This is a genomic window from Dokdonia sp. R86516 (assembly GCF_044596715.1).
Lineage (GTDB): Bacteria > Bacteroidota > Bacteroidia > Flavobacteriales > Flavobacteriaceae > Dokdonia.
Genome location: NZ_CP138998.1, coordinates 1649668 through 1674906 on the forward strand (window position 1 = coordinate 1649668; position 25239 = coordinate 1674906).

Genomic DNA, 25239 nt, shown 5'->3' on the forward strand with positions numbered 1-25239 from the left:
ATTTATCACTTTCCGTCAGGAAAGTGTATTCCACAAAAGTTCCCCTCTTTGAAGAGGGGGTAGGGGAGATGTCCGCAGTACCCTCCCACAATTCACTAATCTACATCCCACCACACGCGTACATTAAGGCTATTGCCATCTGTCGCATCAAATGCCGTCTGGTAATTATCTGCATTGAGCGCTTCTTCTTCAGATGGGTAAGGCATACGTACGGGAATTAAACCGTCATTAAGACTTGCTTGCACATCCATAAACTCAGGAAAACCGGTGCGTCTATATTCTATCCAACCTTCATAGCCGTTTATGATGTTTGCAATCCATTTCTGAGTAAGTATTTGCTCAAGCGGCGAACTATCTGCATTATTGAAAGCAGCATTGCCAGTAAGATAATCTGCTGGTAAAGGTGTTTGCCAGTATTCAAAAGCGAGTGTCACGCCGTTTTCATAAAGTGCCTGCGCATCTGCGGTGATAAGTCCGCGCTGGGCAGCTTCGGCGAGTGCTAGCGAAGTCTCCCAAGCCGTCATAAAGTTGGCATCTAGCACAGAGGTGTCTTCTCTAAAGGCAGTACCTGCAAGTGATAAATCTCCAAGCACGGCAGCCGTTGAGGTTGCATCTATTCCATTTATAAGTCCGTTAAAATCGTCAGTATTTGATGCTGGTCTAAAGAACGTATTAAGCCTCGTGTCTTCAAGGTCTACAAGAATGGTTTCCATCGTTTCAGAAAGCACAAAGTTGTTAAAGTCACCCACACGCAATTGTGCAAGTCTAAAACTGTTAGGCTCCGTATTGCTAAAGTTAAAAACAGCATTATCACTATTACTTGATATAAAGTTATCCTCATTAACCAGCGCTTGTAAATCTGCACTTACATCTACACGATCTGAGATACGTAAAAGATGTTTGATTTTAAGACTGTTTGCAAAGCGTACCCAAGCTTGTAAATCACCATCATAAAGTATATCTCCTTCTAGCGGGATGACATCATCATAAGCCTCAATAGCAGCAATTCCTGCATCTAGATTTGCTAGAATACCATCTGCTCCAGTATATATAGCCTCCTGCGTATCATAAGCTGGTGTTACCGTACCATCTATTCCATTAAACGCTTCTGAGTAAGGAACATCGCCAAAAAGATCTGTAAGCCCAGCCGCCATATAAGCCTTGAGGATAAGAGCAGGACCTTCATAAACGGCAAAGGTCACATTAGTTTGCGCCTGCTGTAAGATAATCTCATTGTCTCTTAAATTCGTATAAAAAATAGGCCAAGGATTTCCACCTAGCTGCGGTGATTTTAAGGCGTGACGATCAAAAAGATTAAAGTCAAGAGCCGTTCTGTGCTGCGATAGTAAATCTCCAGCCACAAAACCTTCGTAACTCATTTGCTCTCCGTAGTCATAAATAACTTGTCGCAATAACAAGCTAGGCTGTACACTTACGGGATCATTTGGGTTTGTGTTTATTTCTTCAAAATCTTCTGTGCAACTACTCATTCCAAGTAAAAGCAGGAGGGAAGTGATGTATAAAAAATGTTTCATTTGTAATGTTTTATGTTACGCTTTCGCGAAAGCGTTAAAAGTTAAATCCTGCCTTAAATCCGAAGCTTCTTGTTGTAGCATAGCTCAAATCTTCTACACCGCTCACAAATCCTTGTCCCTGCACTGCGAGTTGCTCTGGGTCAAAATGTGGGTTTTCTGTGATAGCAAAAAGATTGCGTCCTATAAGTGATAGATTTACGTCTACACCTTCTTTAAGACCGATAAATCCATCTTTTAGCTTGAAAGAATATCCTATCGAAAACTGACGAAGTTTTAAGAACGAGGCGTCATAAATGTTGTTTTCTTCGTGGTTACGGTCATAAAACTGGCGGTAGTAACTCTCTGCCGAAACTGCCGTGGTGTTTGGAACAAAATTTGGATTTGCCGCAGTACCTGTGTTTACAACTCCTTGTGCTATAATTCCCTCTTCTGGGCGGAAAGCTGTTTCTGCTAGTTGGCCTCCTACATTACCTAGCGCTCGCGTTCTTGAGACAATATCTCCACCTTGACGCCAGTCAAATAAGAAAGAAGCACTCCACTGCTTGTAGCGGAAATCATTGTTCCACCCTAGGTTAAAATCTGCGGTGTAGTTTCCTATTTTCTTGAGGTTGTTATCTGCGATAAAGCGCCCGTTATTATCAATGATAAAATCACCATCGTCATTACGTAGGTAGCCTGTTCCATAAATATCGCCAACTTCCCCGCCTTCTTCTACTTGAAAAAATACGGTTTGGTTTGCGCTGTCATAAATACGGCTAAAGGCAAGCGTAAGACGACCATCAGATTGCGGTAGACTTTCAACTACAGATTTATTAGTGCTGAAGTTAAAGGTCGTGTTCCATCTAAAGTTTTCATTTACGATAGGAGTGATGCCTGCAATGACCTCGATACCCGAAGTGCGCACCTCACCACCATTTACCACCTGCTGATTAAAGCCTGAGGAAATAGCAATAGGTAAGGAGATAATCTGATCTTTGGTAAGGGCGTTGTAGTACGTGAAGTCTACATTAAATCTGTCTTTAAAGAAACGTATGTCTGTACCTATCTCGTACGATGTAGTTTGCTCTGGTTTAAGGTTTGCATTAGGGATAAAGTTTTGTGCGCTAAAAGTAGGCTGCCCTTCAAAAGGAGTTTGTGCGATAAACGCTCCAGAAGTTTGGAAAGGATTAGTGTCATTACCCACCTGAGCAACACTTGCTCTTAATTGTAAATAGCTTATTGCCTCTGGAAGTTCCCAAACGTTAGATCCTATAAAACTCAAACTAGCCGAAGGATAGAAAAAAGAAGTATTATCTGCGCTAAAAGGTGTTGCAAGTGCGCTTGACCAGTCATTACGTCCAGTAACATCTAGATATAAAAAGTTCTTGTAGCCCAATTTTGCCACTCCGTAAAAAGAGTTGATACGTTTTTCAGATTCAAATTGGAATGCTTCTATAGGTGATGCGGCATTGTTAAGGTTAAAGATGCCTGGTTGTGCAAGATTTGTAGTTTGCACTTGTTTTGTAGAAGCTACTTGTGATAGGCGATTACCTCCAAGACTTACATCTAGCGAGAAGTCGCCAAATTTATTATCATAGTTAAGTAAGAAGTCTGTGTTGATCTCACGATAAAAAACATCGTGCTCTGCATAGCCACCATTCTGGAAACGGTTAGAACTAAAGTTTCTTAAAAACTGTCGTTTCTCACTACTGTAATCCATTCCTGTGCGTATGGTAAGATCAAGATTTTTGGCGAGTGTCTGTGTAAGGGCTATGTTGCCAAAAACGCGATCACGATTAAAAGAGTTTCTGTTTTCTTCTAAGATGAAAAACGGATTATCAAAGAAGGTGTAGTTAAAAGAGTACTGCTGCACACCTTCTAGTCCTGGCTGCCAGTAATCACGTAGGCTGTCTATATTAAGAGAGCGAGGTCCCCAGGCAACGAGTGAGTAATTTACATTCTCACTTCCGTATCCGTTTGATGGGCGGTTATCGCTTCCAGAATTCACATAGCTAATGCTCGCCTTGATTTTAGTTTTGTCTGTTGGCTTAAAGTTGAGTTTAGTCGCGATGGTTTGTCTATCTAAGTTCACACCAGGGATGATAGACTCACTGCGTAGGTCTGTAAACGATATACGGAAATCACCTTTGTCAAATCCGCTAGAGACAGATACATTATTTATGGTGGTCACTCCAGTTTCATAAAAGTCTTTTAGGTTATCTGGGTTTGACCTAAATTCTGTAGGAGTGATGGCAAGTCCATTGTATAAAGCTGTATCTCCACCACGTACAATCGTCCCGTCTGCAAGCGTCACCGGACTATCAAATTGCGGAATTAAAATTCCAGCATCTAGTCTAGGTCCCCAAGAGTACGTAATGTTATCTGAGATTCCTGCTCCGAGGCCATCTACATATTCAAAAACGCCTCCTTGCCCTTGACCATACTCGTTTTGGAAATCTGGAAGTTGGAAAGCACTGTCTAAAAAGATAGAAGAGTTAATGCTTATACCAAGTCCTTTTTTCTTGCTACCATCTTTAGTCTCAATAACAATGACTCCATTTGATGCACGTGTACCGTATAGTGCGGCAGCACTTGGACCTTTAAGTACAGAAACAGAAGCTATGTCATCTGGATTTACTTCCATCGCGCCGTTCCCAAAATCTACTTCTTGAAAACCTGCGGCTGCTTCATTTGTGAAGTTAAAAACAGTGTTGTTATTAATAGGTACGCCATCTACCACAAACAGCGGATTGTTATTAGAAAAAGAAGCTTCTCCACGTATACTTATACGTGATGAAGATCCTACACCCGTGGCTCCTTGAGTGATAGTAACACCAGCAAGCTTACCAGAAAGGTTGTCTAGAAAGTTTACAGACTTTACCTCGTCTATATCTTTTGCATTGATGGTTTGTACTGTATAACCTAGTTCTCTTGTGTTGCGTTTTACGCCCAGGGCGGTTACTACCACCTCGTCAAGTCCCTCCTGTGAGATGCTTAGTGTAACATCTATTTGCGTTCTCCCAGCTACAGTAATTAATTGTGAGCTATAACCGAGCGAAGAGAATTTCAACACGGATGCATCCGTAGGTATGGTAATGGTGTAAACACCATTTTCGTCTGTAATAGTTCCTTGGTTTGTGCCTTCTACAAGGACATTTACAAAAGGTATTGTGGTGTTATCTTCTGCGTTTGTAACGGTTCCGGTAACGGTTGTTTGAGCATACAAACTTGCTGTAAAAAGCAAGAGCATACTAAGATAAAATGATTTCATCAAAGTGTATTAGTTGGTAATTAAGAAAATCTAAGAATGACTGTAAACTGTTGTGGCTTACAAGATTTAAATACTAACTAATGATGGTGATCCTTTGTTAAAGTGGCTTTTAGTGAGCGACTCAAAGAATCGGTTTGTAGTATGGTAATCAAGAGAAAGACCTTGATTTACTATGTTTTGTATAAGTTGTAATAATCTTTTTGATAATGTGGAAGTCTCTTTGAGCATCTGCTGTAAATCTGCAAATGTGTCAAGATCTGAAAGGGTTTCAAGGAGGTAAAGGTTTGTGCGCTTTCGCGAAAGCGTATCAGAAATAATAACACCCAGTTTACTAGACTGCCACGGTAAATTTTTAAACTGCTCAGACTTAAAATGGTTCTTTTTAATCCCCATTAGATAACAACCGCCATCTGTACTCGGACCAATAACAAGTGCAGATTGCTTGAGCTTTTCTTGTGCTAAAAGAATATGCCCCGCCGAAAGGTGCGGAGTGTCATTACCTATGGTTATAACTTGGTCATAACCACTGTCAAAAACCGAGGTAAGCGCATTTGTAAAACGCTCGCCAAAGGTGTTTCCTACCTGCTCATTTTCAGAAAAAATAACATAGGGAATTCCCGTCTTGCGTGCCGTAGCAATAGTTTGCCTATTGAGCTCTTTAAATAAAGCCATAGACTGCCCGAGCTTCTTGCGAGAAGCTTCGGTAGTTGCTGTTTGAGCAAATATGAGTATGGCGGTTTTTGGTGTCGTGATTTTCTAAGTATTAAGCAACAGTTCCTTGACAACTACTTCCTGCACCTGCAGTACAACCATAACAGTGCTGAGAGATCATTATGTTACGATCATTAAGTAAATCTTCATTATAATCTTTAATGTGCTTTACACTACTCGCCACTGGTAATTCTAGCATTTGATTAAAATCACAATCAAATAAATAACCATCCCAGCTTATTGAAATTGTGTTTTTACACATTACATTTTCTACTGCGGCAGGGTTATATGCCTCTACAAGTTGATACATATAATCCTCATAGTTTTCTGATGCGATGAGGTAATCTAAAAATCGTGCTATAGGTAAGTTTGTGATTGCAAAAAGGTTGTGGAACTGGATATTAAAATCCTCCATAAGTGCCTTTTTAAAATCCTTCTCCATACTTGCTTGGTCTCCCGGTAAGAAAGCTCCAGATGGATTGTAAACTAGGTCTAGTCTTAAGTCGCTCCCTGGCATACCGTAGCCACGCTCGTTAAGCTCTTGTAATGCTTTTATAGACTTGTCAAAAACACCATCACCACGTTGCTTGTCTGTTTTACCACGTGTCCAGTGTGGCATAGATGAGATGACGTGTACATTGTGTTTTTTAAAGAAATCTGGAAGGTCGTAGTACTTTTTATTTGCACGTATAATAGTAAGATTAGAACGCACAATAAAGTCTTTAATCCCCGCCTTACTCGCTTCTTCTACAAAACGTCTAAAATGCGGATTCATCTCTGGCGCACCACCAGTAAGATCTAGCGTGTGAGCCCCTGTGTTGCGTATCACTTCGAGACATTGTTCCATAGTCTCCCAAGTCATAATCTCCTTGCGATCTGGACCAGCATCTACGTGACAGTGATCACACACTTGATTACACATATACCCCACGTTTATTTGGAGTATTTCTAGTTTGTTAGGGCGTAACGGTAGCTGGTTGGTCTCTTTTATTTTTTTAGCAAACGTAGGTAGTTCGTCCTTAAAAATACCATTAGATAAAATTTCTATCTGCTTGTTTGCTTGTGCGAGTTCGCTACCTTCTTTCTTCAGTGATTTTGTTGCTGACATTTAAAAATGTTTGTCGTTTGTAGTGTTGATTTCTTTTGGTTGGAAATCTGTATGAGTACGCTTTCGCAAAAGCGTAAAACTACCCGTCTAGTTTATTTACTTTATTCATCATCATCACGCCGTGTACGAGCGTCGCACCACTTTTTATAGCGGCACCTACGTGTACAGCCTCCATCATCTCTTCCTTAGTGATTCCTTTCTGTAGGCCGTCTTTAGTATATGCATCTATGCAATATGGGCACTGCTCTGTGTGGGCAACGGCAAGTGCGATGAGCGATTTCTCACGCGCAGTGAGTGCTCCCTCTTCAAAAACTTTACCGTAGTAGTCAAAAAACTTAGTTCCTAACTCTTCACTCCACTCCGTGATTTTTCCGAATTTTCTTAAATCTTTTGGGTCGTAATATTGATCTGCCATAATAAAATTGTTGTGTAAACACACGAATATACCTTTAATCGTAACCACTCCCAATTACTTACGTAGAAAATTAGATTGAAGTTTTGATGTCTTGTAATTCTAGCTGTACATTAACATAGGAACCATTGATATGACTATAACTAAAACGACTTTTGGCTTTATAGCTAGCGGTGAAGAAATTTTTAAATTTATAGTAGTGAGTTAGCAGGAATTGTGAGTCAAGCTTCTCAAAGTGAGGTTTAGATCACACTGTCATTATAAAAACTCGTTGTATTTCGTTGGGATTACAGTTTTTTAGTGGAAAATCTATTTTGCTTGCAAGTGGTAAAGAGGGCTATGAGCTCGTAGGAAGTCTAGGATTGTGCTTAGAACCACAATATTTTCCAAATTCTCCATCACATTCACATTTTCCTTCAACAATCCTTTTTCCATCGGAAGTGTGTGAGGAACAGATGGTTTATGATTTTGGGTAATGTTCTTATGATTGTAAACAAGAAATTAATTTCAAAAAAAATGAATTTTATTTGAAAAAATACTTGCCAGAGTTCAGAAAGGTTTTATATTTGCAACCGCTTACGAAAGCTACTAGACGTTATCCTGATAATCATTAGAATACACGAGTAACAAACATAAGCAACCTAAAAATATTTAGGTGCCTTAGCTCAGTTGGTAGAGCAATGGACTGAAAATCCATGTGTCCCTGGTTCGATTCCTGGAGGCACCACTAAAAACCCGATCTTTTGATCGGGTTTTTTGTTTTTAGATAAGTTTGAGATTTAATTGGTATTTGAGAGATATTGCGTACTTTTTTATGCGCTATGTAAAGTCGTTTATAATCTTTCAGGAATCATAAGATAAATAGCTTTTGACTCGAAAAAATTTTTGAATGCAAAAAATGTCTAATTAAGAAACTTATTAAAATTGAATAGGAAGAGTTATAGTAAAGAGGGTATGAAGTATGATTACTTTGTTGTAGAGGGCTTTTCTCATGGGACGGTCTACTCAAACACAAAATTCATTAACTGTTGGTCTCAAATCAGAGGAGGGAATATCTACAAAAGAGTGAAATATTTAAAGAGTTGGTATTCTTGCGGTGGTTTCGCTTTGCCTCAATCTTTGAGAGATTTATTTTGGACTCCTAATTATTTGGATGTCCCTTCTAGTTTTAAAATTATAGATAACCAGCTCTATCTCAATATATCTAGGAAAGTTAAAGAATTCAATTTTTATCTAGATCCTATCGAAGCTCCATTAAAAGTAGATGACTTAACAGATATAGAATTAGTAAAAATTAAGCGACATTTTTACTTTAAGATGTCAACTACAAAAGACTTCAAAATATTTGAAGATTATGATGACAGATATAAGGAGGGTAGGATATACGGTTCTTCATATAGAATAGGCTGGCTTCATCGAAAATTTCTAATGATGAGTCTGGTGGATGGGCAATTGATAGAGTTTATGGATCTTGGAGATATTTTACAGCCATATAGGGAGGAGTTAATAGAAAACCCAGATAGCTTTGTAGACCCTAGTTATTACGAAGATCTAATATGGACGGTTTTTAAAAATAAGAGTCTAAGTATTCTAGAGCGTAAAGCATACATAATTGAAGGTTTTGAATCTCCAAGAAAATTTTATGAAAGAAATTCGGAGCACTTTGTTGATCCTTATGATAGTGGTTTTTCAATGTATGCGAAATTGGATTAATTTTTAGAATCGAAAGGTGTGCTTGGTCGCTCACGCGAAAGATATCTGTACCTCACATTCTTCTCACTTATTGTGATAATTATAATATTTGCTTACCATATGCTTAACACACAGTCGTGATATTCTAAAGTAGCTTCGCATAAAAAAATATGCGTCCATATATCTATATAGCAATTGCAATCTTAAGTGTGACTATGTTGAGCTGTTCAAGTACTAAGCATAAAAATATCTCTTATCTCGGTGAAGAAATTATAAGCACTAGTCAAGCAGAAAATCTTGAGGCACCTACGCTTAATATATATGAACCTTCTGGCAATCAAGAAAAAACACCCGTACTTATTTATGTGCACGGTGGTAACTGGAATCAAGGCAAAAAAGAAATATACTGGTGGCTAGGGCGCAATTTTGCGCAAAAAGATATTCTTGCTGTATTGCCAGGATACACGCTCAGTCCTAACGCTACGTATGATGATCAAGCTGCACAAATCGCAAAAGCAATAGCGTGGGCAAAGGAAAACGCTGCTCAATATGGCGGAGATCCTGAAAGGATTTTTGTCACGGGACATTCGGCTGGCGGGCACCTTGTGGCACTGGCGGTAATGAATCCTAAGTACAATATCAATCCAGATGATATTTCTGGGATTATACTTAATGATGCAGCTGGTCTTGACATGTATCATTACTTGAGTGAGAACCCTCCAAGTACGAAAGATAATTACAATACCACGTGGACTACTAATCCTGAGTTGTGGAAAGATGCTTCTCCTATATACTTCATTAATGATAAAACACCACCTATACTAAGTTATTTAGGCAATAAAACATATCCCTCTATTACGGAGGCAAATAATCGCTTTAAAGAAGAGCTTATTAAATTTCAGCCAGATGCGCGCAGGATTGTGCTAGACAAAAAGCACGTGCCCATGATCACTCAATATATTTTTGGTTCAAATAATAGGTATGACGAGATTATACAATTTATGAGCGAGCAAGAGTAGGATGATGTATTTTTAGCAAATGATTTTATTTATAGCTGGTGCAGCTCTTTTTATTTTTATGGGCTATGGTCTTTTTACGCTTTCGCGAAAGCGTACCCCAAAACAATTCCCTGTAGCATGGGAGGAGATTTTAAGTAACGAGGTGTTATTTTACCAGAAATTACCTGCAGAGAAACAAGCATTTTTTAAAAAGCGCATGATGGCTTTCCTCGCGGAAGTAAATGTGGAGGCTGTGCAATTTGAAATTACAGATAGAGATAAGATTTATGTCGCTGCAAGTGCTGTTATTCCCATATTCAACTTTGGGGATTGGCATTATAATAACCTTGACACGGTTCTCATCTACCCAGATTATTTTAATTCAAACTTGGAGTTTCACTCAGAGGGAGAGGATAGAAACATAGGTGGTATGGTGGGTTCTGGGCAATTTGAGAATCATATGATTTTATCGCGTAAAGCGCTCGTATTTGGATTTACAAATAAAACAGACAAAGGAAATACAGCTGTGCATGAATTTGTTCATTTACTTGATAAAATGGATGGTGTGGTAGATGGTGTTCCAGAGCAGTTGCTTGGGAAAGAATATATTATGCCATGGCTTGATCTCATGTATAAGGAGATGGATGCTATAAATAATGATGAGTCTGATATACGGAAGTATGGAGGGACTAGTGAGATTGAGTTTTTTGCGGTGGCTTCTGAGTATTTCTTCGAGCGTCCAGCATTGTTTAAGAGAAAACATCCAGAGCTCTATAAAATGCTAGAAATGTGTTTTATGGGCAATAAATCGGCTTAGTTTTATCATTCCCTTAACACCACGAGTACTTTGCTTTTGTATTTTTGAAGCTTACTATAATTTATGCAGCTTATTATTGATGTAGGGAACACGAGAGTCAAGACGGCTGTTTTTAATGGCGATGTGTTACAGGCTTGGCACCACTTCCTTCTTAAAGACTTTGTAGAAGAAGTAGGTGAATTTGCGGGATTATATCCTATTAAGAAGGCTATTATATCTTCTGTAGGTAGGCTTTCTGAAGAGCAAGCGCGATCTGTGCAGCTTAGATTTCCTACTATAATACTCAGTCATAAAACACCACTTCCATTTAGTAATGATTACGGCACTCCACATACATTGGGAGTAGATAGAATAGCGCTAGTTTCCGCTTTCGCGAAAGCGTATCCTAAAAAAAATGGTCTCATTATAGATGCAGGTACTTGTATTACCTATGATTTTATTACTGCAGGAGGCTCTTATAAAGGAGGGGCCATATCTCCAGGACTACGATTGCGTTATGAGACGTTAAATAACTTAACTGCAAATTTACCACTACTTGAAAAGCAAATGCCAGAGCATATTGTGGGGACGAGTACTGATGAAGCAATTCACTCTGGGGTAGTGCAAGGGGTTTTACTTGAAATAGACGGTGCAATAAATCATTATAAAGAGCATTATAATGTGGAAATAGTAATAATAACTGGTGGTGATGCCGAATTCTTGGCAAAACGATTAAAAAATAGCATCTTTGCGCACTCAAAATTTTTGCTAGAGGGCCTCAATTATATCTTAACATATCAGAATGATTAAAAAACTTTTTATAGTAGCAGTGTTGATGGTGGCCTTCAAGGGTCTTGCACAAGAGGGAGCTACGACATCTCCATATTCTTTTTACGGAGTAGGGTTGCAACAGTTTAAAGGTACCGTTGAAAATAAATCTATGGGAGGTATACAATCTTATAGTGATAGTTTACACTTGAATTTATTAAACCCAGCGTCTTTAGGTAAATTGCGTTACACCACTTTTACCGTAGGTGGTAACCACCAAGAAGTAACGGCAAAAGATGGCTTTACGGAAGAAGGCTCTTCAAAATCTACATTTGATTACCTAGCGATAGGTTTTCCAGTGTCAAAAAAGGCAGGAGTTAGTTTTGGACTTATGCCATATACTACGGTGGGTTATAATCTAGATGATAGTACTGAAGATGTTGTGAATGCCTTCACGGGTCGTGGTGGTATTAACAGGGCATTTTTATCTGCTGGATATACGGTAGCACCTGGATTAACAGTCGGGGCTAGTGCGCATTATAACTTTGGTAATATTCAGAATGAAGCTTTGAGGTCTCAAGAAGGAGTGGAGCTAGCTACACGTGAAAGTAATCGTAGTGATTTTTCTGGATTTACTTTTGATTTTGCAGCTCAATATGAGCGTATGGTGTCAGATAAGTTACAACTTACTTCATCTATTAAATACTCTCCATCTTCAAACATAGGTACAGAGAATTCACGTCAGGTGGCTTCTGTGATCTTTAATAACACAGGTATAAGTGCAGATGTAGATGCTGAGCAGATTGATGTGCAGGATACTGACTTTGATTTTCCTTCAACCTTAACTGTAGGATTGGGTCTAGGAGCTGTAAATAAGTGGTTTATAGGTGCAGAATATACATCTCAGAAATCAAGCAATTTTAGTAATAGAACATTTACACTAGATGATGTAACATTTGATGATGCTACTCAGATGCGTATAGGAGGATTTTATATACCTAAATATAACTCTGTTACAAGTTACTGGGATCGTATTACTTACAGGGCTGGGTTCAGATATGAAGAGAGCGGTATTGTAGTGTCTAACGAAGACATAAACGAGTTTGGCATATCTTTTGGAGTAGGACTACCAACAGGACGTAGAATAAGTAATTTTAACCTTATGTTTGAGATGGGCCAGCGAGGAACAACAAATTCAGGTCTTATTCAAGAGAACTTTATTAATGTAGGAATAAGCTTATCAGTAAACGACTTATGGTTCGTCCAGAGTAAATTTAATTAATTGAAAAACCTAACACTATGAAAACTAAATTGACCACGCTTTTTGTAGCTATAATAATGACAGTAGGATTTACTGCTCAGGCTCAAATAAGTGAAGAATGTATGACTACAGGTTCTATATTCAATGAAGCTGCAAAAGTTAAAAATTGGGATGCTGCAAGAACTCCATTTACAAAACTTAGAAAAGATTGTCCTAACTGGTCACTTGCATTATACCAGTATGGAGAGAAGTTACTAAAAGCAGATCTCAAAGCCGCTAGCGGTGAGCAGGAGAAAGCAATAGCTCAGGACTTAATCTTATTGCTACAGCAAAGAGAGCAGTATTTCCCAGGAAAAACTGATAAAGGTGAAAACGCAGCAGATCAAGCTCAGATAATGTTTGATAGCAAAATAGGAACTAAGAAGTCTCAGTTTGATGCATTTCAAAAAGCATTTGAACTAGATGCAGCTTCTATATCAAGTGCAAAAAGCATCTATACTCGTTTTAAACTAGCTGTAGATTTATATAAAGAAGGACAGCAAATTTCATTACAAGATGTTTTTGATCTTTATGATGATACTCAAAGCAAATTAGGAAAAGAAGCAACTATTCTTGATACTAAACTACAAGCCCTTTTAGATAAAGAAGAGGCTGGTACAGCACTTAGTGCTAAGGAGAAAAGAAGAATAAAAGGTTATGAAACTAACTTAAAAGCTTTTGGAATCTTTGGAGGAAGTACTGATGGTGCAATGGGAGCTTTAGGTAACTGTGAAAACTTAGTGCCACTTTACCAAAAAGATTTTGAGTCAATGAAAAATGACAAAGAATGGATTAAGAAAGCTGCTGGACGCCTTGCGGGTAAAGATTGTACTGATACAGATTTATTTAAGCAAATGGTTGAAAACTTACACAGACTTGAGCCTTCTGCAAAATCTGCAAAGTACTTAGGTATCTTAGCTGGAAACAGAGGAGATACAGCTGCAGAGTCTAGATATTACCAAGAAGCTATTGATCTTGAAACAGATCCAAAAGAAAGAGCAAGCGCTTATTACAGACTGGCACTTCAAGCTAAAAAGGCAGGAAGCTACGGGAAAGCAAGAGGTTTATTTAATAAGGCATTATCTGAAGATGGATCTTTAGGTCAGGCGTATTTAAATATTGCAGCGATGTATGCGGCAAGTGCAAATAACTGTGGGCAGACTACTTTTGATAAAAGAGCGGTATACTGGTTAGCTGCTAGTACAGCAGAAAGAGCTGGACGTGTAAGCCCATCACTGGCTGGTACGGCAAATAAAACAGCTGCAAGTTACAGAGGTTATGCTCCAAGTAAAGCAGATGTTTTCCAGTCTGGAAAAGCAGGTCAAACTATCAAGATAGGATGTTGGATTGGATCAAGTGTAAGAGTTCCAGGTAACTAATGTACTTCCAACATAGACATATATTAAAATTCTTAGTCACGGCTTTTGCCGTGACTTTGTTTTTAAGTTGTGGTGATAAAGGAGAGGAGATACGTAAAATGAGTATCAAGTCTGATGGGCCCGTTACAGAAGGAAGAGGTATCAATCTAAAGTATACAGACTCTGGAAAAGTTACAGCTCACCTTAAAACTCCATACATTAAGAATTATGCAAACTCTTCTTTTCCATATGAGGAGTTTCCAGAGGGTGTTGAGGTTATCTTTATAGATGATAACAAGGAGAATGTTATTACCTCAGATTATGCCATACGTTACAAATACACAAATCTTATAGACTTGCAGCGCAACGTGACACTTGTAACTAGTGATTCTATTACACTCAAAGCAGAGCAGCTGTATTGGGATCAAACTAATAACTGGATTTTTACAGATCAACCTTATACTATTATTACAAAAGATGGTTCTCGCAATGATGGAGACCTTTTTGATTCTAATGAAGACTTTACAAATTTTGTATCTTTAAACAACGTAAGTAAACAATACGTTAAAGAAAATAAAGAAGACTTATGATGCGATATATAAAATACACGGAGTACGTTTATATCATAGTGGCAATACTAGCAGGGTATAAAGTGGTAACACTTTGGGGTGAAGATCAATCTAAAGCTTATTTCTTTTTATTTTGTCTTGCAGTAAGTGTAGGTATGTATTTTTTTAGACGTCACTACCGTAAGAAATTTGAAAACAGGAAAAACTCTTAATGGGCAGCTTTGAAGTCCAGATAATTGTCGTTTGTTGCTCGTTATTATTATCTGCATTCTTCTCAGGAATGGAGATTGCATACATCTCGGCAAATAAAATTCATATTGAGATAGAAAAAAAACAGAATGATTTTCTTTCTATTGTATTGACTCGGCTTACAGCCAAACCTTCTAAGTTTATCGCAACCATGCTGCTGGGTAATAATATTGCTTTAGTAGTGTATGGTTATTTTATGGGAGCAATTCTGCAAGGGTGGCTTGAGAGTTTGCCTTTCGGCGAAAATTTGATATGGTTAGGTACATTCGTCCAAGAATTTAGTCTATTAAGTCAGACTATTATTTCTACCATTGTAATTCTAATTACTGCCGAATTTTTACCGAAAGTATTTTTTCAGATTTATGCAAACAAACTGCTCAAGTTTTTTGCAATACCTGCTTATATTTTTTATCTGCTGTTTTATTTTTTAAGCGCTTTTATAATTTGGGTGTCAGACTTAGTGCTTAAATATTTGTTTAAAACAGATGGAGATGAGGTGCAGCTAGCTTTCACGAAAGTGGAATTGGGAAATTATATTTCTGAACAAATGGAATCTGTAAATGATCAAGATGATGTAGATACAGAAATCCAAATATTTCAAAATGCACTCGAATTTTCTGAGGTTAAGTCTAGAGAGGTGATGCTTCCTCGTACAGAAATTATCGCTGTCGATGAGCGCACTACTCCAGCAGCGATAAACAAGATATTTATTGATACTGGGTTATCTAAGATATTAGTCTACAAGGATACAATAGATGATATTATTGGGTATGTGCACTCTTTTGAGTTATTTAAAAAGCCTAAAACAATAAGTAGTGTTCTTATGCCTGTGGTGTATGTGCCAGAGACAATGCTTGTAAAAGATGTTCTTAATATGCTTACAAAAAAGCGCAAGAGTATTTGTGTGGTCATTGATGAGTATGGTGGTACAAGTGGCATGATGACGGTAGAAGATATAGTAGAAGAGCTTTTTGGTGAGATAGAAGACGAGCATGACACTGCAGAGCTTATAGAAGAACAGCTAGGGGAAGATCACTATAAACTTTCTGCAAGGCATGAGGTAGATTACCTTAATGAGACATATAAGTTAAACCTTCCAGAGAGTGAGAACTATGAAACATTAGGTGGTTTAGTAGTGAGCCACGCAGAAGAAATACCACAAGAAGGAGAGAACATTGAGATAGATGGAATAATCTTTCATATTCTTGAGACTTCAAACACAAAAATTGAACTCTTGGAAGTCCGTATTTCTAAAGACTAAATTGGCTTATTTTTTTATTTTTTATTATGGGAGAAAATGGTATTTTCGCCCACTATTATAGCATAAACAACAGACAATGGCAATTTTAAATAAAATACGTAGCAAGAGCATCTTTTTGATAATCATTATCGCACTTGCGCTATTTGCATTCATTTTTTCTTCAATTTTAGATAGTGGAGGTTTTAATGCTGATAAGCAAAACCGTGTAGCATCTATAAATGGAGTAAGTATTGATCGTGAAGCTTTTGCTTCAAAAGTAGAGGAGCAAACACGTAGATTAGGAGCAAATGCCTCAACTACACGTGCTGTAAATACAGTATGGGAGCAGGAGATTAATCGTGTTGTTCTTGAGGAGCAGTATGAAGAATTAGGTATTGAAGTAGGTAAAGACCGCACGCAAGAATTACTTAAGCAAGCATTGCAAAGTGATCCTCGTTTTCAAGATAGCGATGGTTTCTTTAGTGAAGGTAAGATGCAAGAATTTATCGCAACTCTTAAGGACAGCCAGAACCGTAATGATTACCAAAACTGGTTAAATTTTGAAGAAAATTTAAGAAACCAAGAAAAGCAAAGTATATATTATAACCTTATCAAAGCAGGAGTAGGATCTACACTTAAAGATGGTGAGATTGCTTACAAGCTTGATAATAACAATGTAGATATACAATTTGTACAAGTTCCTTACACATCTGTTCCAGATGAAGAGGCGACAGTAAGTAAGGAAGAAATTCAGAAATATGTAAATGAGCATAAAGAAGAATACAAAACAGACGAAACTCGCAGTATTCGTTTTGTGAAGTTTTCTGAAGAAGCTTCATTAGAAGATGAAAATGCACTTAAAGCTGAGTTGTCAAAACTTAGAAAGGAGTACACATCTCGTAATGGTGCAACTGGTGTAACAGAAACACTTGCTGGATTTGATAATACAGATAGAGTAGAAGATTTCTTACTAGACAATTCAGATATTCCTTATGTAAATCGTTGGTTCTTTAAAAAGAACTTACCTGCAACAAACGCAGATACATTATTTGCTCTAGGCAAAGGTGGCGTGTATGGTCCTTACAAGGACAACAACTACATGAACTTATCTCGTGTGATGGATGTGAGAAAAATGCCAGACTCAGTAAAGTCTCGTCATATATTAATTGATTTTAAGGGAGCAGTAACAAACACACAGAGAGGACCGGTTCCTTCATCTGCTACTCGTTCTAAAGAAGATGCAAAGAAACTTGCAGATAGTTTGCTTTCTGTTATCAAAAGAAATAAAGGGAAGTTTGAAGAACTAGCAAAAGAATTTTCTTCAGATAAAAATAATAGTGAAAAAGGAGGAGACCTGGATTATCAAAACCCTAATCTTTTTGCTGAAGGTTACAGAGATTTTATTGTAGATAACAGAACTGGATCTGTAGGTGTTGCAGAAACTAACTTTGGTTACCACGTTATTGAGATCACAGATCAAAAGAATCTTCAAGATGTAATTAAAGTTGCAACGGTAGTAAAAGAGATTGTGCCATCAGATAAGACAATTTCTTCTATCTATAATACAACTCAAAAATTTGAACTAGCTGCACAAGATGGAGATTTCCAAGAAGTAGCGACAGAAAATGGTTATACGGTAAGACCAGTTCAGCGTATACGTGCAATGGATGAAAATCTTCCAGGTGAAGGTGCTCAACGTGCAATCGTGCAGTGGGCTTTTGATGAAGAAGTTTCTGTAGGTGACATCAAGCGTTTTCCAGTAAACAATGGTTATATAGTAGCGCAAGTTACTCGTCGCACTCCAGAAGGAACAGAGCGTGTAGAGGATGTGTCTACTCAAGTAACTCCAATACTTCGTAACATGAAGAAAGCTGCAATCATAAAAGAAAAGCTTTCTGGAGCTACACTTGCAGAGATGGCACAGTCACAAGGTCAAACTGTAAAAACTGCATCTGCAATATCTATGAATGCGCCTACAATCGCTGGAGCAGGTAATGAGCCTAAAGTAGTAGGTGCAGCATTTGGATTAAAAGAAGGTGAAATATCTGATCCTATAGAAGGTTCAAGAGGTGTATATGTGGTTAAAGTAACAAAAATTACTGAAGCACCAGCTCTTGAAAACTACGCGTCTTTTGCATCGCAACAAGCTCAAAAGGCTAGAGTAGCTGTAAGTTCTAAAGTGCTTAGTGCGCTTAAAGAAGCTGCAGAGATTGAAGATAATAGAGCTACTTTTTACTAGTAGTTGAATCACATATATATTAAAAAGGCTCGAACGTAATGTTCGAGCCTTTTTAGTTTATCATGGTTTTAGTTCGCTTTCGCGAAAGCGTGAAGCTTATCTGTAACTCGTTCTTAGAAGTCGAGTATCATCTCGCTGTAAGGGATGATGGTGTGGAAGCCTTTGTTTTTAAAATACGCCATATCTTGAGTTTCTCCCGTAACCATTACAAAATCACCTCCCCAGCCACCTAAACTCTTAATGAGGTATGGATAGTCAGAAAATAGCTGACTCTTAATAGTAGGAGTTTTGATAATACTTGAAAGTCTTATTTCGTGCTCAGTAAGCAATTGTTCAAAATCTTGGAGTGTTTTGCTTTGCATGACTGCTGTGGTAAGCTGAGAAAAATGAGAAACCTCGTTGATGAGTAACTTGCTGTCTAAGCTTCTATAATGCTTAATGCTTTCTCTACTATTCTGCTTTTTATTAAGGTGTATAAAGAAAATACTTTCTTTAAAGTCAGGATCAAATGTTACATTCTTTATGATTGGGTCATTTTCGGTTCTCTCATAGGTAATGGCGCTTTCTGCTGTTGCACATGCGATATCATAACCACTACCTCCAAAAGTCATTTCAAGTAGCTTGTAAGGGTTAATCTGCGCCCATAAAGCAATATTTGCAATAAGAGTAGAGGAGGAACCTAATCCCCAATCTTTAGGGAATTCTAAAGTGCTAGTAGCTATAAGCCCTTCTTGATCTTGTAAAAACTGTGGATTGAGTTGTTGTGCTGCTTGTAATATGGTGAGTAAGCGCTGAGGGATATCCCCATTAGGAACCGCACAGTCTTTTATGGGTAAAGTAAAATGGGTTTCAAACCATGTGGAGCCATCATGCAGCTCGCTTTTCCAAAACAAACCTTGGTCTTCTGTCGCATTTATTCTGAGCTTTTGGCCTCTGCTTGTGGGAAGCGCAAGAGCCTTTGATCCATCAAGAACCAGATATTCTGCGGTTAATAGTAACTTACCGTGGCTGTAAAAGGATGAGTTCACTTAGTGTATTCTTTTGTCTTTATTAAATACTTATGAGCGAAGTGCTTCTATAAAAGAAATAACAGCGCTATGTGTAACCGTATTAGTCTTAAAGTGAGTGACTGTTTCTTGTTTTTCTGTATCTGTGGCTTCCATCTGGTTGAGGATGTTCATGAGATGCATTTTCATGTGTCCTTCTTGAATTCCCGTTGTAGTAAGTGATTTTAATGCTGCAAAGTTTTGTGCAAGTCCTGCAACAGCAACAATTTGCATAAGTTCTTGGGCAGATGGATTTTCTAGCAACTCCATAGACCACTTTACCAGCGGATGTAATTTTGTAAGTCCGCCCACGGTTCCTAGCGCGAGTGGAACCTCAATCCAGAATTTAAATATTCCATCGTCTATACTAGCATGCGTAAGACTTCTATATTGTCCGTCTCTAGCGGCATATGCATGTACACCAGCTTCTACAGCTCTAAAGTCGTTTCCAGTGGCAAGAATTACTGCATCAATACCGTTCATAATCCCTTTGTTGTGAGTCACTGCGCGGTAGGGTTCTTCTTCGGCAATAGCAATCGCTTGGATGAATTTTTTAGCAAATTCTGCACCCTCTATATTCTTTTCAGAAAGATCAGCTACTGGGCAATTTACCTCTGCTCGCACTACGCAATCTGGAACGTAGTTTGATAAAATAGACATGATGATGGAGAGGTTTGCTCCGCTTTCGCGAAAGCGTGCTTCTGCCTCAAAGCCTGCTTTAAGTGTTGTTGCAAATTGTTCTAAACAACTATTTATAAAATTGGCTCCCATTGCATCTAGCGTTTCAAACGTGCAATGAAGTTGGTAGTAATCTGCTACCGCCGAAGTTTTGTTTACGAGCGTGATGTCTTTAATGCCACCACCACGTTTCTCCATGTTTTTTGTGATAGCAGCGGTATCTGCAAGTAACTGTGGCTTGATGCTTTCAAAAAATGAAGTCAAAAGTGACGCATCGCCATTATAGGTGAAGTGTACTTGTCCTACTTTGGTGGTTCCTAGTACAGTAGTTTTAAAACCTCCTCTTTCTTGCCAGAATTTTGCCGCTTTACTTGCAGCAGCCACCACAGAACTTTCCTCAATAGCCATGGGAATGGTGTAGATGCGGTTGTTTATAACAAAGTTAGGAGCGACTCCTAATGGTAAGTAGTAATTAGTAATCGTGTTTTCTATAAACTCGTCATGAAGCTGCTGTAATTTTTTATCATCATTCCAGTAAGATGATAGTACTTGAGTTGCCTGTGCGGGATTCTCAAAATAGGTAGACGTGAGCCACGCTATTTTTTCAGTTTTTGAAAGTCTTGAAAATCCTGATATTGCCTTTGTCATTAAGCTGTATTTATAAAAGTATCAAAGATACTGAGAATGAGGTAAACCTAGCTTTATATAGATAATGTAGTGATTTTATTTCTTAACAATATGGCGCTATTTAACAGCTTTTACGGGGCTTTTTGCGTTATTTTTAGTAAAATTGAGATACATTACTAGAATTAGCAATTATATATGAAAATACAACTCTTTTTGAGTGCCATTTTACTCATGGCAATCCAGAGCGCCACTGCGCAAAAAAAGCAAATCACCCTTGAAGATATATGGAAAGAAGGCACTTTTAGTGCAGAGAGACTCCAGTCTATTCACTCCATGGCAAATGGACAGGAGTATGCCGTTCAAAACTTTGACAGAGCAACACGTACAGGAAGTGTAGATATTTATAGTTATGCGACTGGAGAAAAAGTGCGTACAGCGGTAAGCAGTGCAGATATAGATGGCCTTGATTATTTTATAAGCTACGAGTTTAGCGATGATGAAAAGCAGGTTTTATTAGCTACCAAACTACAGTCGATCTTTAGAAGATCTACGCTAGGAGAGTTTTATGTTTGGAACACGCTTTCGCGAAAGCTAACAAAGGTATCAGACGATTTAATCCAAGAGCCTACATTTTCTCCTGATGGGAAGATGATTGCTTACGGTAAGGGTAACAACTTATATGTGTTTAACATTGCAGAAGGTACAACCCAGCAGCTCACCACAGATGGAAAGAAAAATAGTATCATAAACGGTATTACGGATTGGGTTTATGAAGAAGAATTTGGTTTTGTGCGCGCCTTTGATTGGAGTGCAGATAGCAAGAGGATTGCTTATATCCGTTTTGATGAAACAGACGTGCCAGAATTCTCTATGGATATTTACGGCAAAGAATTATACCCAACCCAATCGGTTTTTAAATATCCTAAAGCTGGTGAAGCAAATGCAAAAGTAACACTACGTTTACATAATCTTGATAACGGAAATAGCCGTAAAGCAAAGGATGTTGAGATTGACCTAGGTGATAATGCTGGACACTATATTCCGCGCATCTCTTGGTCAAAAGATCCAAACGTACTTGCTGTACAAACATTAAATCGTCACCAAGACACATTAAAGCTTTCTCTATTTAATGCGGCTACTTATCAAACAAAGCTTGCTGTTCTTGAAACGGATAAGGCGTATGTAGATGTGACAGATAACCTTACCTTTCTAGAAGATAATAGCTTTATCTGGACGAGTGAAAAAGATGGGTGGAACCATGTATACCATCACAACGCAGATGGAAGTCTTAAGAGGCAAGTAACATCAGGCGACTGGGAAGTGACAGGATATTACGGTTATGATGCAAAAACAAAGAGAATTTTTTACCAAAGCTCAGAAAATGGATCCATAAATCGTGGTGTATATGCGATAGGTCTTAATGGTAAAAAGAAACAAGCACTGGCTGTAAACGAGGGAACAAATGATGCCGATTTTAGTGCAAACTTTAGCAATTTTATTCACACATACTCAAATACTACAACGCCTTATCGCTTCACCCTCAATGATGCTAAGGATGGAAAGCAAATACGTGTAATAAAAGATAATCAAGCTTTAAAAGATTTATATGCAGGTTATGATATCTCTCCAAAAGAATTTTTTGAGATTGATGTAAATGGAGTGTCACTTAATGCATATATGATTAAACCTACAGATTTTGATTCATCTAAAAAGTACCCTATGTTTATGACGCAATATTCTGGACCAGGATCACAGAGCGTAGCAAATAAGTGGGATACGTCTAATGATTATTGGTTTCATATGCTTGCGCAAAACGATTATATTGTGGTTTGTGTAGACCCAAGAGGAACAGGATTAAAAGGACGTGATTTTAAAAAAGTAACACAGAAAGAATTAGGTAAGTATGAAGTGCTAGATCAAATAGCAGCGGCCAAACAATTAAGTGAACGTTCATACATAGATGAAAATCGTACAGGAATCTGGGGGTGGAGTTATGGAGGTTTTATGGCTTCTAACTGTCTTTTTCAAGGAGCAGATACTTTTGAAATGGCTATAGCTGTTGCACCAGTTACATCATGGAGATTTTATGATTCTATTTATACAGAGCGTTATATGCAAACACCGCAAGAAAATGCAAGTGGGTATGATAACAATTCTCCTATGAGTCACGTAGACAAGATGGAAGGTGACTTATTACTTGTGCATGGTGGTGGAGATGATAACGTGCATGTGCAGAACGCTACACGTCTTGTGGAAGCTTTAGTGCAAGCAAATAAGCAATTTGATTACTTCAACTATCCAGATAGAAACCACGGTATCTATGGTGGAAATACCCGTTTTCATTTATATACAATGATGACAGAATTCATAAAAGAGAAACTTTAAGGATAAACAACTTATATTAGCAGTAAATAAATAATACAATATGGAATATAAATTCGGTGGTTCTGAAACCAATCAAAAGACAGTTTTAGGACATCCTTCAGGTCTTTTTGTGCTTTTCTTTACAGAAATGTGGGAGCGATTTTCCTACTATGGAATGCGCGCATTACTTGTTTTATTTTTAGTATCAGCTATTATTGATGGCGGCTGGGGCTGGGAGCGAGCAGAGGCATTACAATTATATGCATTTTATACTGGGTTAGTTTATGTGACTCCTATTCTAGGCGGTTTAATAGCTGATAAGATTACAGGGTACCGAAAAGCTGTAATTATAGGTGCTTTATTGATGACATTAGGTCACGCGTCTATGGCTTTTGAGATAAGCTCAGATATTTTCTTTTACGCAGGTCTCGTACTACTCATCATAGGTAATGGTATGTTTAAGCCAAACATCTCTTCTATGGTAGGGCAACTGTATAAAGATCAAGGTAAAGAGAAGGATGCTGGGTACACTATATTTTATATGGGTATCAACTCTGGTGCCTTTTTAGGTATTCTTCTTTGCGGTTATATAGGGGAATCTGTTGGATGGCACTATGGATTTGGACTTGCGGGTATTTTTATGCTTGTGGGAATGCTACAATTCTATTTTGCTCAAGGAATCTTTGGTACTATAGGGTCAGCACCAGCAAAAGCGGGTGAACTTGATGATGTATTAGAAGATGGTGTAGAAAATGCAGCAGATGCAATTGAAGATGTTATTGATGATGCCGAAAAGTCTAAAGTAACTCGTGATCGTTTAATTGTAATTAGTGTTCTTGCATTTTTTACTATTTTCTTTTGGTGGGCGTTTGAGCAAGCAGGAGGGTCTATGACCATCTTTGCAGCAGATTATACAGATAGAGTTCTTGAAGGTAGTAGTGGTATGACTTTCAAAATAGTCAACACAATACTTACAGTAGTGCCTATGCTTATTATTACATGGGTATTAGCGATGCTATTTAAACAAACGTATGGTAAATACGCCCTTTCTAATATTATCTTAGGTTTAGGGTTTGTTATAATATGGGGTATTGTAATCTGGATGTTATCTCGTCAGTTTGCAGATGATGCTCCAGAAGTTCCAGCTTCTTGGTTTGGTATCTTAAACTCATTCTTCATTATTGCTTTTGCACCTTTATTTTCAAAAATATGGAAGAGTAAGTACAACCCAAGCGGTCCAGTAAAGTTTGCTATAGGTCTTATCTTATTAGGTCTTGGGTTTGGTATTCTTTCTTTTGGGTCTATGGGAATTCCGTTAGGTGCTAAGACGGCTTCTGTAAGTATGGTATTTTTAGTGCTTGCATATTTGTTTCATACACTAGGAGAGTTATGCGTATCTCCAGTAGGACTTTCATATGTTAGTAAACTTGCACCAGCAAAACTTGTTGGTCTTATGTTCGGTATCTGGTTCGTAGCAAACTTTATTGCAAACTTTGCTGCAGGTATAACAGGTAGTTATATTGATCCTATTGTTGAAGAACATGGTATGGCAATCTTCTTTTTGATATTTACAGTAATACCTGCGGCAGCTGGGGTTGTGATGTTGCTATTAAATAAAACACTTATTAGAATGATGCATGGTATACGCTAAGCACATAAAATAGTATAATTTAAAAACGTTCCCTATTTTGTGGAACGTTTTTTGTCTGTAAGAATTTGAAACATATACAGACTACCTCTAAAACAAAGAATTTGATGAAAAAAGTATTATACCTTCTTCTATTTCTTGCTACAGCAACACTGAGCGCACAAGAAATCAACTGGATGACTATGAATGAAGCGCTAGCTGCCCAACAAAAAAATCCTAAAAAGATTTTTATGGATGTGTACACTGTATGGTGTGGGCCTTGTAAAATGTTAGACAAAAACACCTTTGCAAATCCTGATGTAGCGGCTTTTATAAATGAAAATTACTATGCAGTAAAGTTTAATGCAGAAGGTACTGAGATCATTAACTATTTAGGTAATACATATACTAATCCTCGTTATGATCCTAAAAAGTCCAGAAGTCGTAATAGTCAGCACGAACTAGCACAGGCTTTAAAGCTTCAAGGGTATCCAAGTATGGTATTCTTTGATGAAAAGGGTAATTATATCCAGCCTATAGTTGGTTATCACTCCCCTAAACGTTTAGAAATATACGTTAAGATGGTAGGTAACGATGATTATAAAGATATTACTACTCAAGAGAAATGGGCAACTTATCAAAAGGAGTTTGAATACTCGTGGCCTAATTAAA

At 37.9% G+C, this 25239-nt stretch carries 20 protein-coding genes and 1 tRNA gene; 14 read left to right on the forward strand and 7 right to left on the reverse strand.

Translation table 11 applies throughout. The features are described from left to right. Positions 1 to 95: 95 nt before the first annotated feature. The 5 genes from SJY23_RS07545 to SJY23_RS07565 form a co-directional block, all read right to left on the reverse strand. Entirely contained in the window at positions 96 to 1535 is a 1440-nt protein-coding gene (locus tag SJY23_RS07545) for a SusD/RagB family nutrient-binding outer membrane lipoprotein (protein WP_396598059.1), read from the reverse strand. Between the two features lie 34 nt (positions 1536 to 1569). After that, positions 1570 to 4785, reverse strand: coding sequence for a SusC/RagA family TonB-linked outer membrane protein (locus tag SJY23_RS07550; RefSeq protein ID WP_396598060.1), 3216 nt, complete (start codon positions 4783 to 4785; stop codon positions 1570 to 1572). Positions 4786 to 4851: 66 nt separating this feature from the next. Further along, positions 4852 to 5457 (reverse strand): DUF2064 domain-containing protein, encoded by a 606-nt coding sequence (locus SJY23_RS07555; protein ID WP_396598061.1) that lies wholly within the window; start codon positions 5455 to 5457, stop codon positions 4852 to 4854. A 91-nt stretch (positions 5458 to 5548) separates the two neighbouring features. Beyond that, entirely contained in the window at positions 5549 to 6604 is a 1056-nt protein-coding gene (gene arsS, locus SJY23_RS07560; protein WP_013750119.1) for an arsenosugar biosynthesis radical SAM (seleno)protein ArsS, read from the reverse strand. Positions 6605 to 6683: 79 nt separating this feature from the next. Next, positions 6684 to 7019 (reverse strand): arsenosugar biosynthesis-associated peroxidase-like protein, encoded by a 336-nt coding sequence (locus SJY23_RS07565; RefSeq protein ID WP_013750118.1) that lies wholly within the window; start codon positions 7017 to 7019, stop codon positions 6684 to 6686. Positions 7020 to 7670: 651 nt separating this feature from the next. Between SJY23_RS07565 and SJY23_RS07570 the strand changes: the two genes are divergently transcribed. From SJY23_RS07570 to SJY23_RS07620, 11 genes are all read left to right on the forward strand, one after another. Beyond that, positions 7671 to 7743 (forward strand) — tRNA-Phe (locus SJY23_RS07570). A gap of 197 nt (positions 7744 to 7940) precedes the next feature. Continuing rightward, a complete protein-coding gene (locus SJY23_RS07575) occupies positions 7941 to 8729 on the forward strand; it encodes a hypothetical protein (protein WP_396598062.1) in 789 nt (262 codons plus the stop codon). Between the two features lie 149 nt (positions 8730 to 8878). Beyond that, positions 8879 to 9727 carry an alpha/beta hydrolase gene (locus SJY23_RS07580; RefSeq protein WP_396598063.1) on the forward strand — a complete coding sequence of 283 codons (849 nt, stop codon included), beginning with the start codon at positions 8879 to 8881 and terminating at the stop codon, positions 9725 to 9727. A 19-nt stretch (positions 9728 to 9746) separates the two neighbouring features. Beyond that, positions 9747 to 10523 carry a zinc-dependent peptidase gene (locus tag SJY23_RS07585; protein ID WP_396598064.1) on the forward strand — a complete coding sequence of 259 codons (777 nt, stop codon included), beginning with the start codon at positions 9747 to 9749 and terminating at the stop codon, positions 10521 to 10523. 63 nt (positions 10524 to 10586) lie between these two features. Beyond that, entirely contained in the window at positions 10587 to 11312 is a 726-nt protein-coding gene (locus SJY23_RS07590; protein ID WP_396598065.1) for a type III pantothenate kinase, read from the forward strand. Beyond that, entirely contained in the window at positions 11305 to 12552 is a 1248-nt protein-coding gene (locus tag SJY23_RS07595) for a hypothetical protein (RefSeq protein ID WP_396598066.1), read from the forward strand. Before SJY23_RS07590 ends, SJY23_RS07595 begins: the two co-directional genes overlap by 8 nt. Before the next feature lie 17 nt (positions 12553 to 12569). After that, positions 12570 to 13949, forward strand: a complete 1380-nt coding sequence (locus tag SJY23_RS07600) for a hypothetical protein (RefSeq protein WP_396598067.1) — start codon at positions 12570 to 12572, stop codon at positions 13947 to 13949. Further along, entirely contained in the window at positions 13949 to 14518 is a 570-nt protein-coding gene (gene lptC / locus SJY23_RS07605) for an LPS export ABC transporter periplasmic protein LptC (RefSeq protein WP_396598068.1), read from the forward strand. Before SJY23_RS07600 ends, lptC begins: the two co-directional genes overlap by 1 nt. Then, positions 14515 to 14709 (forward strand): hypothetical protein, encoded by a 195-nt coding sequence (locus SJY23_RS07610; RefSeq protein ID WP_396598069.1) that lies wholly within the window; start codon positions 14515 to 14517, stop codon positions 14707 to 14709. The genes lptC and SJY23_RS07610 overlap by 4 nt, the downstream gene beginning before the upstream one ends. Then, positions 14709 to 16007, forward strand: coding sequence for a hemolysin family protein (locus SJY23_RS07615; RefSeq protein WP_396598070.1), 1299 nt, complete (start codon positions 14709 to 14711; stop codon positions 16005 to 16007). Before SJY23_RS07610 ends, SJY23_RS07615 begins: the two co-directional genes overlap by 1 nt. A gap of 76 nt (positions 16008 to 16083) precedes the next feature. After that, entirely contained in the window at positions 16084 to 18225 is a 2142-nt protein-coding gene (locus tag SJY23_RS07620; protein ID WP_396598071.1) for a peptidylprolyl isomerase, read from the forward strand. Positions 18226 to 18338: 113 nt separating this feature from the next. Here SJY23_RS07620 and SJY23_RS07625 read toward each other — a convergent pair whose 3' ends face one another. Both SJY23_RS07625 and SJY23_RS07630 read right to left on the reverse strand, forming a co-directional pair. After that, positions 18339 to 19253: a GYDIA family GHMP kinase gene (locus SJY23_RS07625; protein WP_396598072.1), complete on the reverse strand. Its 915-nt coding sequence runs from the start codon at positions 19251 to 19253 to the stop codon at positions 18339 to 18341. 30 nt (positions 19254 to 19283) lie between these two features. Further along, positions 19284 to 20597: a hydroxymethylglutaryl-CoA reductase, degradative gene (locus tag SJY23_RS07630; RefSeq protein WP_396598073.1), complete on the reverse strand. Its 1314-nt coding sequence runs from the start codon at positions 20595 to 20597 to the stop codon at positions 19284 to 19286. Positions 20598 to 20771: 174 nt separating this feature from the next. On the opposite strand from SJY23_RS07630, the gene SJY23_RS07635 reads away from it, so the two are divergent. The 3 genes from SJY23_RS07635 to SJY23_RS07645 all read left to right on the forward strand — a co-directional run bounded on the left by SJY23_RS07635 (position 20772) and on the right by SJY23_RS07645 (position 25238). Beyond that, positions 20772 to 22961, forward strand: a complete 2190-nt coding sequence (locus SJY23_RS07635) for a S9 family peptidase (protein WP_396598074.1) — start codon at positions 20772 to 20774, stop codon at positions 22959 to 22961. 40 nt (positions 22962 to 23001) lie between these two features. After that, on the forward strand, positions 23002 to 24591 hold the full coding sequence (locus SJY23_RS07640; RefSeq protein WP_035334516.1) for a peptide MFS transporter: 1590 nt from the start codon (positions 23002 to 23004) through the stop codon (positions 24589 to 24591). Positions 24592 to 24695: 104 nt separating this feature from the next. Then, positions 24696 to 25238, forward strand: a complete 543-nt coding sequence (locus SJY23_RS07645; RefSeq protein WP_396598075.1) for a thioredoxin family protein — start codon at positions 24696 to 24698, stop codon at positions 25236 to 25238. Position 25239 lies beyond the last annotated feature (1 nt).

What these genes read in the sequence shown, in the direction of transcription:
- SJY23_RS07635 (WP_396598074.1), top strand. Translation starts at nt 20,772, where the DNA reads ATGAAAATACAACTCTTTTTGAGTGCCATTTTACTCATGGCAATCCAG.
- SJY23_RS07630 (WP_396598073.1), bottom strand. Translation starts at nt 20,597, where the DNA reads ATGACAAAGGCAATATCAGGATTTTCAAGACTTTCAAAAACTGAAAAA.
- SJY23_RS07565 (WP_013750118.1), bottom strand. Translation starts at nt 7,019, where the DNA reads ATGGCAGATCAATATTACGACCCAAAAGATTTAAGAAAATTCGGAAAA.
- SJY23_RS07550 (WP_396598060.1), bottom strand. Translation starts at nt 4,785, where the DNA reads ATGAAATCATTTTATCTTAGTATGCTCTTGCTTTTTACAGCAAGTTTG.
- SJY23_RS07580 (WP_396598063.1), top strand. Translation starts at nt 8,879, where the DNA reads ATGCGTCCATATATCTATATAGCAATTGCAATCTTAAGTGTGACTATG.
- arsS (WP_013750119.1), bottom strand. Translation starts at nt 6,604, where the DNA reads ATGTCAGCAACAAAATCACTGAAGAAAGAAGGTAGCGAACTCGCACAA.
- SJY23_RS07555 (WP_396598061.1), bottom strand. Translation starts at nt 5,457, where the DNA reads ATGGCTTTATTTAAAGAGCTCAATAGGCAAACTATTGCTACGGCACGC.
- lptC (WP_396598068.1), top strand. Translation starts at nt 13,949, where the DNA reads ATGTACTTCCAACATAGACATATATTAAAATTCTTAGTCACGGCTTTT.
- SJY23_RS07585 (WP_396598064.1), top strand. Translation starts at nt 9,747, where the DNA reads ATGATTTTATTTATAGCTGGTGCAGCTCTTTTTATTTTTATGGGCTAT.
- SJY23_RS07600 (WP_396598067.1), top strand. Translation starts at nt 12,570, where the DNA reads ATGAAAACTAAATTGACCACGCTTTTTGTAGCTATAATAATGACAGTA.
- SJY23_RS07610 (WP_396598069.1), top strand. Translation starts at nt 14,515, where the DNA reads ATGATGCGATATATAAAATACACGGAGTACGTTTATATCATAGTGGCA.
- SJY23_RS07645 (WP_396598075.1), top strand. Translation starts at nt 24,696, where the DNA reads ATGAAAAAAGTATTATACCTTCTTCTATTTCTTGCTACAGCAACACTG.
- SJY23_RS07640 (WP_035334516.1), top strand. Translation starts at nt 23,002, where the DNA reads ATGGAATATAAATTCGGTGGTTCTGAAACCAATCAAAAGACAGTTTTA.
- SJY23_RS07545 (WP_396598059.1), bottom strand. Translation starts at nt 1,535, where the DNA reads ATGAAACATTTTTTATACATCACTTCCCTCCTGCTTTTACTTGGAATG.
- SJY23_RS07595 (WP_396598066.1), top strand. Translation starts at nt 11,305, where the DNA reads ATGATTAAAAAACTTTTTATAGTAGCAGTGTTGATGGTGGCCTTCAAG.
- SJY23_RS07590 (WP_396598065.1), top strand. Translation starts at nt 10,587, where the DNA reads ATGCAGCTTATTATTGATGTAGGGAACACGAGAGTCAAGACGGCTGTT.
- SJY23_RS07615 (WP_396598070.1), top strand. Translation starts at nt 14,709, where the DNA reads ATGGGCAGCTTTGAAGTCCAGATAATTGTCGTTTGTTGCTCGTTATTA.
- SJY23_RS07620 (WP_396598071.1), top strand. Translation starts at nt 16,084, where the DNA reads ATGGCAATTTTAAATAAAATACGTAGCAAGAGCATCTTTTTGATAATC.